Annotated in this window: 11 protein-coding genes; 3 read left to right on the top strand and 8 right to left on the bottom strand. The window is 66.6% G+C overall.

Features of this window, described 5'->3' with window-relative positions; all coding sequences use genetic code 11:
* Positions 1-72: 72 nt before the first annotated feature.
* From cmk to ABIB49_RS11950, 7 genes are all read right to left on the bottom strand, one after another.
* Positions 73-801 carry a (d)CMP kinase gene (cmk, locus tag ABIB49_RS11980; protein WP_283480613.1) on the bottom strand — a complete coding sequence of 243 codons (729 nt, stop codon included), beginning with the start codon at positions 799-801 and terminating at the stop codon, positions 73-75.
* Entirely contained in the window at positions 801-1910 is a 1110-nt protein-coding gene (locus ABIB49_RS11975) for a prephenate dehydrogenase (protein WP_354157113.1), read from the bottom strand. Before ABIB49_RS11975 ends, cmk begins: the two co-directional genes overlap by 1 nt.
* A 1-nt stretch (position 1911) precedes the next feature.
* Positions 1912-3132: a pseudouridine synthase gene (locus ABIB49_RS11970; RefSeq protein ID WP_283480612.1), complete on the bottom strand. Its 1221-nt coding sequence runs from the start codon at positions 3130-3132 to the stop codon at positions 1912-1914.
* Positions 3133-3243: 111 nt separating this feature from the next.
* Complete coding sequence (gene scpB, locus ABIB49_RS11965; protein ID WP_226776015.1) at positions 3244-3852, bottom strand: SMC-Scp complex subunit ScpB; 609 nt, start codon at positions 3850-3852, stop codon at positions 3244-3246.
* 104 nt (positions 3853-3956) lie between these two features.
* Positions 3957-4805 carry a segregation and condensation protein A gene (locus tag ABIB49_RS11960; RefSeq protein ID WP_226775994.1) on the bottom strand — a complete coding sequence of 283 codons (849 nt, stop codon included), beginning with the start codon at positions 4803-4805 and terminating at the stop codon, positions 3957-3959.
* Between the two features lie 8 nt (positions 4806-4813).
* Complete coding sequence (locus tag ABIB49_RS11955) at positions 4814-5713, bottom strand: ParA family protein (protein ID WP_226775993.1); 900 nt, start codon at positions 5711-5713, stop codon at positions 4814-4816.
* Between the two features lie 252 nt (positions 5714-5965).
* On the bottom strand, positions 5966-7321 hold the full coding sequence (locus ABIB49_RS11950) for a cation:dicarboxylate symporter family transporter (protein ID WP_283480611.1): 1356 nt from the start codon (positions 7319-7321) through the stop codon (positions 5966-5968).
* A 138-nt stretch (positions 7322-7459) separates the two neighbouring features.
* On the opposite strand from ABIB49_RS11950, the gene ABIB49_RS11945 reads away from it, so the two are divergent.
* Positions 7460-9148 (top strand): sensor histidine kinase, encoded by a 1689-nt coding sequence (locus tag ABIB49_RS11945; protein WP_354157112.1) that lies wholly within the window; start codon positions 7460-7462, stop codon positions 9146-9148.
* A complete protein-coding gene (locus ABIB49_RS11940) occupies positions 9145-9864 on the top strand; it encodes a response regulator (RefSeq protein ID WP_354157111.1) in 720 nt (239 codons plus the stop codon). Before ABIB49_RS11945 ends, ABIB49_RS11940 begins: the two co-directional genes overlap by 4 nt.
* A gap of 29 nt (positions 9865-9893) precedes the next feature.
* Here the strand turns inward: ABIB49_RS11940 and ABIB49_RS11935 are convergent, their stop codons facing one another.
* Positions 9894-11798 carry an AMP-binding protein gene (locus tag ABIB49_RS11935; protein WP_354157110.1) on the bottom strand — a complete coding sequence of 635 codons (1905 nt, stop codon included), beginning with the start codon at positions 11796-11798 and terminating at the stop codon, positions 9894-9896.
* A 174-nt stretch (positions 11799-11972) separates the two neighbouring features.
* Between ABIB49_RS11935 and ABIB49_RS11930 the strand changes: the two genes are divergently transcribed.
* Positions 11973-12614 (top strand): GntR family transcriptional regulator, encoded by a 642-nt coding sequence (locus ABIB49_RS11930; protein WP_226775988.1) that lies wholly within the window; start codon positions 11973-11975, stop codon positions 12612-12614.
* The last annotated feature ends 4 nt before the right edge of the window (positions 12615-12618 follow it).

Genomic DNA, 12618 nt, shown 5'->3' with positions numbered 1-12618 from the left:
GGCCGGCTCCAGACCGTCGTCCAACGGGCCGGTACCGCTGTTCCGGCGCGGTCCGGCTGCCGCTGCCCGGGCTCAGTCAAGGCGGGGGGCCCGGTGGTTGACAACGCTGTTGACGATGCTGAGGGCGGCCTCGACGGTCTCGGCGAAATCCAGCTCCGAGGAGTCCAGCGTCACCACACCGTCTGCAGCCCGGGTGAAGTTCACCACTGTCGAGTCCTTCTCATCGCGCCGGGTGACCTGGGCGGCGAGCTGTTCGGCGCTCTGGCTGCCGCCGAGCTGGATCCCCCGGCGGCGCAGGCGCGCCTCCTCGCTCGCGGTGAGCAGCATCCGCACTTCGGCATGCGGTGCGACCACGGTAGTGATGTCCCGGCCTTCGACCACCATGCGGCGGTGGTGGGTTTCGATCAGCTCACGCTGCCGGCGGATCAGTTCGGTGCGGGCGCCGAGGGTGGTCGCGACGGTGCTGACGGCGGCGGATATCGCCGGCTCGCGGATTGCGAGCGTAACGTCGGCACCGCCGACCCGGACGTATTCGTCCAGCGGTCCCGTGCTGATTTCCAGCGGAAGGCCCCTGGCGGCAGCCTCGACGGCCGCCCCGTCGTGCAGGTCCGTGCCGTTGTCCAGGCAGAACCAGGTCAGCGCACGGTACATGGCGCCGGTGTCCAGGTAGGCCAGCCGGAGTCGGTGTGCCACCTCTTTGCTGACGCTGGATTTGCCCGACCCGGACGGCCCGTCGATGGCGACGACAAGGCTTTTTCCGGGGCGGAGGACTTCCTCGGTGTTAATGAGTTCTTGGGTCATTACTGGAGTACCCGCCATCCGCGGTCGTTGAGGGCTTCGATAAGCAGTTCGTGTTTGTTCGGCAGAACTGAGATTTCCACCATTCCCACGTTCTGCCCCGAAGAGTGGTCCAGCCGGAGGTCCTCAAGGTTGACGCCGATCTCGCCGATCTCCGTCAGGAGCCGGGCGATCTGTCCGGGGGTGTCGTCCACGAGGACCGTCAGCCAGGAATATGCCTGCGGGGGTCCGCCATGCTTGCCCGGAATGCGGGACTGGCCGGCGTTGCCTTCGCTGATCAATTGGGCAAGATCGAGCCGGGCGCCGGGTGCAGTCGGCTCCTCGAGCGTGCCGATGACCCGGTTGAGGTCCGCACGGACGCCGTGCAGGATCGCCACCACCTTGTCCGCGTTCGCACCGAGAATCTGCACCCAAAGGGTCGGATCACTCGCCGCGATCCGGGTCACGTCCCGCAGTCCGTTGCCGGCGAGGGACAGCGCGTGCAGGGGCGTGCCCTGCAGCCGGCTGGCGACGAGCGAAGCCACTACCTGCGGCACGTGCGAGACCAGGGCAACCGCCTCGTCGTGCTCCTCGGCCCCGAATTCGGACACAACGGCGCCGAGGTCCGATGCCAGCGCACGCGCTGCCTCCAGCGCGTCGGGCTGTGTCTCCGCCGAGGGGCACAGGACCCATGGCATGGAGGTAAAAAGCTCGCCGCGGGCAGCGACGGGACCGGACTTTTCCCGGCCAGCCATCGGGTGGGTGCCCACGTAGCGGCGGAGGTCGGCTCCGCGGCCACGGAGCTCGGACTGGATCCCGGCCTTCACGCTGGCGATGTCCACAACTGTCGCTTCGGGGTAGTCCGTGAGGGCCCGTTCCACCACATCGGCCGTGACATCCGGCGGCGCGGCGACCACCACGAGTTGGGGCTTCGCGCCAGCCAGGCGCGCCAAGGGCAAGCCGGCACCGATGTCCACGGCGACGGCCTGGTTGGTGGGCGACGGGTCGGAGAGGAAAACGGCGACGCCGCGGCCCCTCAGCCCCAGCCCGATGCTGGTGCCCAGGAGTCCGGTGCCCACGACCACCACCGGACCGTTGACGTGGCCGCGGCCGTGGGTGCGAAAGGCGGACATGCTAGAGCCCTACGGATGCCAGCAGGTGGCCGACTTCCTGCTTGCCGAGGTTGCGGATGCTGCCTTGGCGCTGGTCGCCCAGGCCAATCGGGCCAACCTTGACGCGGACCAGCCGGAGCACCGGGAAACCGACGGCGTCGAAGAGGCGCCGAACGATCCGGTTTTTGCCCGAGTGCAGCACAACCTCGATCAGCACGTGGCCCGGGGTGGAGTCCACAAGCTTAAAGGAGTCAACCGACGCGATGCCGTCTTCAAGTTCGACGCCGGCTTTAAGCTCGGCGCCGATGCCCTGCGGGAACGGCCCGCGGACCTGCACAAGGTAGGTCTTGGGGACTTCGTAGGACGGGTGTGTCAGGCGGTTGGCGAGTTCGCCGTCGTTTGTCAGCAGCAACAGGCCCTCGGTAGCCACGTCGAGACGCCCGACGTGGAAGAGCCGTTCGCCATGGTGGTTGCGGACGAAGTCGCTGACGCAGGGACGGCCGTCCGGATCTTCCATCGTGGAGACAACGCCCTTGGGCTTGTTGAACACCATGTAGACCATGTTCTCGTCCAGCTGGATGCGGAGTCCGTCGACGTGGATCACCGCGGTCTTCGGGTCAACGCGGACGCCAAGCTCGGTGACGACCTGCCCGTCGACCTCCACCCGGCCTTCGGCGATCATTTCTTCGCAGACACGCCGTGAGGCGACGCCGGCCGATGCCATAACCTTCTGGAGGCGGGTGCCGTCCTGGTCGTGCACCTCGGACTGGGGAACCTCGGCGCGGGGGCCGCGCTTGCGGGCCGGTTTGCGTACCGGACCGAGGTTCTGGCCGAAGCGTTCGCTGCCGAAAGCACGGGGGCCGGCGAACTTCGCGGCACCGGTGCGCGGCTTGGGCTTCAACGCGCCGGGGCTGCCTGGGGCTTTGCCGGACCCGGGCTTGCGGGCCGCAGCCTTGCGGGCTGCCTCCTTGCCGGACGGCGGCTTGGACTTCCACTCTCCGGAAGCTGCCGGGCGGCTCGCCGCGGGTGTGCCGTCGGGACCTTGCAGGTCCGGATCGATGAAGGCCTCTTCGCGGGGCTTTGGTCGTTTGAAGGGGCGGTCTCCGCCGCCCTTGAAGCCGGCCCCGCCGCTGCGGCCGGCTCCGCCCTGCGCGCCGCGACCGGAGCCCTGCGCGGAATTTTGTCCGGCGCTGTTGCGTCCCGAACTGTTACGTGGTGAACCCTGGCGTCCCGCCTGTGTCATGACCCGTCCTTCGTTTGTTGACCAACGGCCGCTGTCTCCCGACAGCACCCGCCAGCAGGGGCAAAAACCCTCTGCCCCGGTGGATACTCGTGCGCAGGAAGTTGCTCCTGCTTACATTCTTGCTGCGTCGTAAAACTCGTCGATGCCTTCCAGCCCCGGAAGATGCGGGGAAAGTTGCGGCAGTTCCGCCACCGAGCCGATTCCCATCCGCTCCAGGAAATACGACGTCGTACGGTAGAGGATGGCCCCGGATTCGGGATCGGTTCCCGAGTCCCCGATCAGCCCCCGCTGTGTCAGCGTCCGCACAACAGAGTCAACGTTAACTCCTCGAATTGCAGAGACCCGCGCCCGGGAAACAGGCTGGCGGTAAGCAATGACGGCGAGCGTTTCGAGCGCCGCCTGCGTCAGCCTGGCTGTCTGTCCTTCCAGCACAAACCCGCCCACAATGTCGGCGAACTCTGCGCGGGAATAGATCCGCCAGCCTCCGGCGACATTCCGCAATTCAAAACCCCGGGGGGTGGAAGTGAAACCGATGAAACTGGCGTCGTCCACAGCCGGGGCATTAACAGTATAACCGTTGTAGTCCCGCTGCAGCTCCGCCAGCAGTTCCTCGACGACCTCGACGCTCACGTGCAGTCCCGCGGCAAGCTCGGCCGCCGTCGCAGGCTGGTCGATGACCATCAGGATCGCTTCGAGTGCCGCGCGGGCACCGCCGGGCATGCTGCCGAGGTCGGCACCTGCCTCGTCTGCGGTGTCCTTTTCTGCCGGTGTTTCGCCTGCCCCGGCGGATGCCTGTCCGGCTGCTTGTCCCGGTCGGGTCTGGTTCACGGCTGCTCCTCATATTCGTCACTCAGGTTGGTGCTGCTCCAGGCCCCGCCGTCGGCGCTCCAGCGGACCGTCAGGTCCCCCAGCGGGAGCAGCTGTTCAAAAGCCACCGCTTTGTCCCGGAACAGCTCCAGCAACGCCAGGAACCGGGCCACCACCACAAGCGTTGATTCGGCGTCGGCGATCAAGGCCCGGAAGGTAAGCGGGGTGCCGTGTTGCAACCGCCGGCCCAGGAGTTCGGCCTGCTCCTTGACGCTGACGGCTGTGCCGTGGAGGTGGGCGAGGCCCACGACGGAAGGTGCGGCTTCTCTCGGCTTGAACGCGGCCTCCGCAAGGCCGGCAAACTGCTGCGGGGTGTGCCGCCAGAGGAGCTCCGGGAGCAGGGCGGCGAAATGCCCCTCCAGCGCGACCTGCCGCGGATAGCGCCCGGCCTCGAGTGCCAGGGTGGCGCCCATCATTCCGGCCACCTGCTTGAACGCCTTGTACTGCAGGAGCCGGGCGAACAGCAGATCGCGGGCTTCCAGCAATGCAATGTCTTCCTCGTCCTCAACTTCGCCGGCCGGTAATAGCCTCGCCGCCTTCAGGTCGAGCAGCGTGGCGGCGATGACGAGGAATTCACTGGCTTCGTCAAGTGCCCACTCTTCGCCCAGGTTCTGCAGCCGCTTGATGTACTTGATGAACTCATCGGTGACGGTGGAAAGCGCCACCTCGGTAATGTCCAGCTGATGTTTGGAAATCAGCCCCAGGAGCAGATCGAAGGGGCCGGTGAAGTTGGCCAGCCGGACCTCGAACCCCGGCTTCTTCCCGGCCGGCGCGGGCTCCGCCGCCGGAACGCCTGTTTCCGCCACGGTCCTGGCTAGGGTGCGCCGCCGCGCGAGATGAGTTCCTTGGCCAGGTTGCGGTAAGCGTCTGCGCCGATGTGGTTTCCGGCGTAGCTGGTGATGGGCTCGGCGGCGACGGTAGCGTCCGCGAATTTGATGGACCGCTTGATAACCGTCTCGAAGACCTTGTCGCCAAAAGCCTCCACCAGGCGGGAGATCACCTCCCGGCTGTGCAGGGTGCGGGCGTCATACATGGTGGCAAGGACGCCGTCGACCTGGAGCCTGGGATTCAACCGGTCCTGGACCTTGTCGATGGTCTCCACCAGCAGGGCGACGGCACGCAGGGCAAAGAACTCGCAGATCAGCGGGATGATGACCCCGTGGGCGGCCGTCAGCGCGTTAACGGTAAGCAGGCCCAGTGACGGCTGGCAGTCGATCAGCACGATGTCGTAGTCGTCCTCGACCTTCTTCAGGGCCCGGTCCAGCACCTGTTCCCGGGCCACTTCATTAACGAGCTGCACTTCCGCGGCGGAGAGGTCGATGTTGGCCGGGAGCAGGTCCAGGTTGTCGACGCCGGTCTTGTGGATAGCGTCGCGGATGTCCACCTTGCGGTCCATCAAAACGTTGTAGACCGTGAGGTCCAGTTCGTGCGGGTTGATGCCGAGACCGGCGGACAGGGCACCCTGGGGGTCGAAATCCACCACCAGCACCCGGCGGCCGAACTCCGCGAGCGCCGCAGCAAGGTTGATGGTGGAGGTGGTTTTACCCACTCCGCCCTTCTGGTTCACCATGGCGATGACCCGTGCAGGACCGTGGGAAGACAGCGGTGCGGGCTCCGGAAAGTCGCGTTGAGGGCGCCCGGTGGGGCCCATAACGGCGTCTTCCAGATCGAGTTCGGTGCCTTCCAGAGTTGCTGAACCCTGTTCGCTGCTCACGTATCTATCCACACTTTCGATGACGGTGATTGTTGTGCTTGACAATGCTGCCGCTGGACTTCCAGCGCCGGTCCTGTTCCACCCAAGGTTACAGCCACCGACACGGTATTCCGTGGACCTTGACAGCCGCCGTCTTTTGAGCCTCAACCCTCTGGTAGAAGTCGAAGGTTACCGGCGCGACGCAAAAAACCGCCCGGACACCTTGCGGCGTCCGGGCGGTTCCAGCAGGTCACTCGCGGGTTGCGGAACGGCTCAGGCGTTGGCCGGAACAGGCTGGGCCGACGCAGCGGCTTCCTGCGGGGCGCCGTGTCCGGCCAGCATGGTCTGCTCGTTGAAAGGTTCGGTTCCGGAAAGGACCCGCTCAAGCTGTCCGCCGTCGATCTCCTTCACCCAGGTGCCGATCAGCACCGTGGCGACGGCGTTGCCGGTGAAGTTGGTCAGGGCGCGGGCCTCGGACATAAAGCGGTCAATGCCCACGATCATGCCGACGCCGCCCAGCAGTTGCGGCGCATGCGCCTGGAGGCCTGCGGCCAGGGTGGCCAGGCCGGCACCGGTGACGCCGGCTGCGCCCTTGGAGGCGATGATCATAAAGACCAGCAGGGAAATCTGGGCGCCGAGGTCCAGCGGTGTGCCCATGGCGTTGGCGACGAACAGCGACGCCATCGTCAGGTAGATGGCCGTGCCGTCCAGGTTGAAGGAGTAACCGGTCGGGACCGTGACGCCAACGACAGGCTTGGACACCCCGAGGTGTTCCATTTTGGCGATCAGGCGGGGCAGTGCGGCTTCGGAGGATGAGGTGGAGAAGATCAGCAGGTACTCGCGGCCCAGGTACCTCATCAGCCGGAAGATGTTGACGCCGGCGATCACCTGAAGCAGCCCGCCCAGGATGACGACAATGAACAGGGCACAGGTGATGTAGAAGGCAATCATCAACGTAGCCATACCGACAATGGCCTGGACTCCGGTGGCACCGACAACGGCGGCAATCGCACCGAACGCACCCACCGGCGCCACCCACATGATCATGATGAGGATGCGGAAGACCAGGACCTGGCCGTGGCTGATGGCCTTGAGGATCGGGACGCCCTGCGGACCCATCCGCTGGAGGGCGAAGCCGACCAGGATCGCCGCGAAGAGAGTCGGCAGCACGGGAATGTCGGACGGGATGATGCCGAGCAGGAAGTCGACAGTGCTGTCCGTAGCGGCCTTTTTGTTGGGATCATAGGGCGCGAGCTTAAGGCCCTCTCCGGGATGGATCAGGTTGCCGACGACGAGGCCGATGGCGAGCGCAAAGGTGGACATCACCATAAAGTAGCCCAGGGCCAGTCCCCCGACTTTGCCGACGGTGGCGGCCTTGGCGATGGAGCCAATGCCCAGCACGATCGTGCAGAAGATGATCGGCGCAATCATCATCTTGATGAGTTTGATGAACCCGTCACCCAACGGCTTCAAGGACTTGCCGACCTCGGGGAACAACAGCCCGATGAGAGCGCCGAGGACGACGGCCACAATTACCGCCATGTAAAGATAATGGGACTTGTCGAGCCTCTTGCGCTTCTTGACCGGCGTCGCGGTCAACGCCGCCGACTCTCCTCGTTGAGAGGTCATGGTGTTCTCCTTGGATAGGCTGGACGTTGGTGTGGCGCAGGCTGTGGGCCCACCGCGTCCGTTCTGCGTGTTCCACCATCATTGGGGATGCAGTGACGCGCATCACCGTTGCGTTCATATTGGTCATGGAAGGTGTTGATGATCCACCGCTGGAGCATCGCCAGACGGCTGTTTGTGGCCCACTTGCTCTTTATGCTGGCCCTGACGGCCATCGTCGGCACTGCCACCTTCGTTGACGCACGCGATCACGCCTATTACGAGGCGGGCCGGCGGATGGCCGGCGTCGCGACCGCTGTGGCGGACAACCCCCTGGTGCTGGCGGCGGCAGGGGACGCGAATCCCACCGCCCTGTTGCAGCCGTATGCCCTGAAGGTCATGGAGGATGCCCAGGCGGATTTCATCACGATCATGGCACCGGACCGCACCCGGTGGACCCACCCCCGGGCGGAAGAACTCGGGAAGCCCTACATCGGCTCCATCGATCCGGCCCTCGAGGGCCGGATCTTCACCGAAATCACTGCCGGAACCCTGGGACCATCAGTACGCACCATCGTCCCGGTCAAGGACGCGGACGGGACCGTCCGGGCGCTGGTTGCGGCCGGTGTGACCGTCCGGACCGTGGACATCGCCGTCTCCGGCAGGCTTCCGGCGCTGCTGGCGATCGGATTGGCCCTCCTCGCTGGCGGCTCGGTGGCGTCCTGGCTGCTGGGGCGGTATCTGAGGCAGGTCACCCGCGGCTGGGGACCGGAGCAGCTCGCCCAGCTCTTTGCGTACTACGAATCGGTCCTCCACTCGGTCCGGGAAGGCGTCATCCTGATCGATCCCCAAGGCAAGGTCGTGATGTACAACGACCAGGCCGCGGAACTGCTGGGCCTCACCCGCCGGGCGTCCGACGACGAAGGCACGTCCGCCGACGGCGTGCGGCAGGAGGCGCCGTCGCTCGCTGAGCTCCCGCTGGCCCCGAGCCTCGGGGAGCTGTTCGAATCGGGCCGGACCGCGCTGGACGAGATCCACCTGACCGGCTCGCGGGTTCTTGTGGTGAACCAGGGGCCGGCCATCGGTCCGGTTTCTGCCCGGGGACGCACCGGCCCGCCCGTCTATGGCACCGTGGCCACCATCCGCGACCGCACCGAAATCGAATCCCTCGGCAGCGAGCTGGAAACCATGCGCACACTCTCGGATGCCCTGCGGGCCCAGACCCACGAGCACGCCAACCGGCTGCATACGATTGTTTCCCTGATGGAGCTGGGGCGCGGCACCGAAGCCCTGGAATTCGCTACCCAGGACCTCGAACTGAGCCAGCGGCTGACCGATGACGTGGTGAGCTCGATCGATGAGCCCGTGCTCGGCGCCCTCATTATGGGCAAGGCCGCCGAGGCCCATGAGCGGGGCGTCGAATTGGCCCTCACCACAGCGGGGACGGGGACGGGATCATCCGCTGCGACCGGCCTGGCCGTGCAGGACCTCGTGGCGATCCTGGGTAATCTGCTGGACAACGCCATCGATGCGGCGGCCGAGGCGCCGGCCCCGAAACTCGTGGAGCTCACTGTGGCAGCATCAAAAGGGTCCCTTGAAATCACTGTGGAGGACAGTGGGCCCGGAATCGATCCGCAGGCTGTGGAAGACATTTTCCGGCACGGCTTCAGCACCAAAACACCCGGTCCGTTCGGGCGCGGCCTTGGCCTGGCACTGGTCCGCCAGGCGGTGCTGCGGCTCGGCGGTACCATGACGATCACCAGCCCCGCCGGGGCGCTGTTCCACGTCACGCTGCCAGCCGCACCGGCGGCAGCGACGCCGCCACCACTGACCACCGGAGGAAAGCCATGAGCGAAATCCGTGTACTCGTCGTCGAAGACGAGCCCGTCGCGGCAGCCGCCCACGGCGCATATATCGGCAGGCTGGAGGGCTTCACGCTGGCCGGCTCGGCCCCGGACGGACAGTCCGCGCTCCGGCTCATGACGGACTTCGCGGCTGCGGGCACCCCGGTGGAGCTGGTGTTGCTGGACATGAACCTGCCGGACCTGCATGGCCTCGACATCGCGCGGCGCATGCGTGCCGCCGGGCTGTTCGCGGACATCATCGCCATCACCGCGGTGCGGGAACTGAGCATTGTCCGCAGTGCCGTCGCCACCGGTGTGGTCCAGTACCTGATCAAACCGTTCACCTTTGCCACCTTCGCGGACAAGCTCACCAGCTACCGCCACTTCCGGCAGCAGCTGGCCTCCCCCGCCGAGGGACAGACCGGCCCGGGCCCGTCGCAGAGCGACGTGGACCAGGCTTTCGCGAGCTTGCGTGCCCCCTCCGACCTGCCCTTGCCCAAGGGTTTGGCCGTGTCCACCCTGGAAGCGGTGCAGGATTTTATGAAGCAGCAGTCCGGTGCGGTGTCCGCCAGCGAGGTAATGGACGCGCTGGGTATGTCCCGCGTGACCGCGCGGCGCTACCTGGAATACCTCGCCGACGCCGGTACGGTCTCCCGAACGGCACGCTATGGCGCACCGGGCCGGCCGGAGAACGAATACCGCTGGACCCGGCGGGGGGGCTAGCGGACCCGCCCGTACCGCGGCGCCGCCTGCTAAGGCGAGATTGACCGGCCCGGGCGCAGGGTACCGATCAGCTGGTCGATCACGCCGGCGTCCTCAATCGTCGAGGGCACCACGTAGTCTTCGCCGTCGGCGATTTGACGCATGGTCTTGCGCAGGATCTTTCCGGAGCGCGTCTTGGGCAGCGCCTCGACGACTGTGACGTGCTTGAAGTCCGCGACGGCGCCGATGTCGCGCCGGACCAAAGCGATGAGGTCCTTGACCAGAATCTCCGCGGACACCTCAACCCCAGACTTCAGCACCACGTAGCCGCTGGGACGTTGGCCCTTCAGCGGGTCCGCGAGCCCGATTACGGCACACTCGGCGACGGCCGGGTGCTGGCCGATCACCTGTTCCATGGCGCCGGTGGAGAGCCGGTGGCCCGCGACGTTGATGATGTCGTCGGTGCGGCCCATCACGAAGAGGTATCCATCCTCGTCGCGGTAACCGGAGTCCCCGGTGGCGTAGTAGCCCTCGAACGCCTGCAGGTACGAGGAGATGTAGCGCTCGTCATCGCCCCACAGCGTTGTCAGCGTGCCCGGCGGCAGCGGCAGCGACAGCACGATGTTGCCCTCGGTGCCCGCCTCGACGTCCCCGCCCGCGCCGTCCACGATATTCAGCTTGAAGCCCGGCATTGGCACACTGGGCGAGCCTGCCTTGATCGGCAGCCCGTCGAGTCCGCGCGGGTTCGCGCAGATGGCCCAGCCGGTCTCGGTCTGCCACCAGTGGTCCACCACGGGAACGCCCAGGATCCGGGAGGCCCAGTGGAAAGTATCGGTGTCCAGCCGTTCACCGGCGGCAAACAGGGTGCGCAGACTGGAAATGTCGTACCCGGCCAGCAGCTTCGCCTCGGAATCGGCCTTCCGGATGGCCCGCAGCGCGGTGGGCGCGGTGAACAGGACGTTGACCCTGTGGTCCTGGATGACCCGCCAGAACGCGCCGGCGTCGGGTGTGCCCACGGGCTTGCCTTCGTAGAGAACCGTTGTGGCGCCGGCCAGCAGCGGGCCGTAGACGATGTAGGAATGCCCCACCACCCAACCGACGTCGGAGGCGGTCCACATCACGTCGCCGGGGCCGATGTCGTAGATGTTCTCAAGGGTCCAGCACAGCGCCACTGCATGGCCGCCGTTGTCCCGCACCACGCCCTTTGGCGCGCCGGTGGTGCCCGAGGTGTAGAGAATGTACAGCGGATCAGTGGCCCTGACGTCCACCGGCGCGGCGGGCGCGGCGGTCGCCATCTCGGTATCCCAGTCCAGCCAGCCGGCGTGGCCGGCCACCGAGGAAGCGAAGCCTTCCCTGCCCTTGACCACGACCGGAGTGCCCGGCGACCCGGCCAGGCCGAGGGCCTCCTCGACCGCCGGGAGATACTCGATCCGGCGTGAGGGTTCGATGCCGCCGGAGGCCGTGACCACCGCGGCCGGGGCGGCATCGCGGATGCGGGCGGCGAGTTCCTTGGGGGCAAAGCCGCCGAAGACCACTGAGTGCACGGCGCCGAGCCGGGCCGTGGCGAGCATGGCGATGGCCGCCTCGGGGATCATCGGCATGTAGATCACCACACGGTCTCCCCTGCCGACGCCCTGGCGGCGCAAAACGCCGGCGAACCGGGCAACGAGGTCCGTCAGCTCGCTGTAGCTGAAGCGCTGCTGCGTGCCGAGCATGGCGGAGTCGTAGATCAGGGCGTCCTGCCCGCCCCGGCCCGCCGCCACGTGACGGTCCAACGCGTTATAGGAGGTGTTGAGCACTCCGTCGGGGAACCAGTCGTACAGCGGGGCCCGGCCGGAATCGAGGGCACGCTGCGGCGGGACAGTCCAGGAGACTTTCGCTGCGGCTTCCAGCCAGAATGCTTCCGGTGTTGCCAGGCTGGCCTGGTAGCTGTCCTGGTAGTTCTTGGTAACCATAAGAATGTGTCCCGTCCACGACGATGTGATGGTGCTTATGGTAGTCCCGCCGGAGCTGCCCGCACAAGGCTTATGTATACACAGATGGAAACAATGAAACGGATGACCGGCAAAAGCTGGGCAAAATTGGTCTTCCTGTATACACTGGGAGCGTCAGGCAACGAAGGAGTCAGGATGCGCGCAAGCGACAAGGCCTATGCGGCCCTGCGCGAGGACATCATCGAGTGGCGGCTGGCGCCGGGAACGGTACTCGCGGAAGTCGAACAGTCCGAGCGGCTCGGCATCTCCCGCACCCCGCTGCGGGAGGCCTTGAGCCGGCTCACCGCGGAGGGTCTGACCACGACGGCGGGTGGCCGCGGCGTTGTTGTCACCGACATCTCGCTGGAGGACATCGACGAACTTTTTGAACTGCGGGAGACCCTCGAGGGCAAGGCCGCGGCGCTGGCGGCCGAACGCGGCAACGCCGCCACCTTCGAACAGCTGCGCAACGAACTGCGCCGGGCCCCGGCCCTGGTCAGCGGCGAGAATCCCGCCCTGCACGACTACTACGCCTTGGTCGGACGGCTGGACGCAGCCATCGACGCCGCGATCCATAACTCCTACCTCGCCCAGGCAATGCGCAGCCTGCGCGTCCACCTGGTCCGGGTCCGCCGGCTGGCAGCCGACGACGCCGAGCGGCTCACCGCCGCCGCCGCCGAGCATGCCGCCATCGCCGAGGCGATCGCCGCCGGCAACCCCCGGCTGGCCGAGGCTGCCACCACGCTGCACCTGCACCGCAGTCTTACCCACGTCAAAGCCACCCACGTACCCCACTAACTAA

It is taken from the genome of Arthrobacter sp. UYCu512 (genome assembly GCF_040547075.1).
GTDB lineage: Bacteria > Actinomycetota > Actinomycetes > Actinomycetales > Micrococcaceae > Arthrobacter.
The sequence above is the reverse complement of the archived record's forward strand: the minus strand, read 5'-3'. Positions and strand labels throughout refer to the sequence as shown.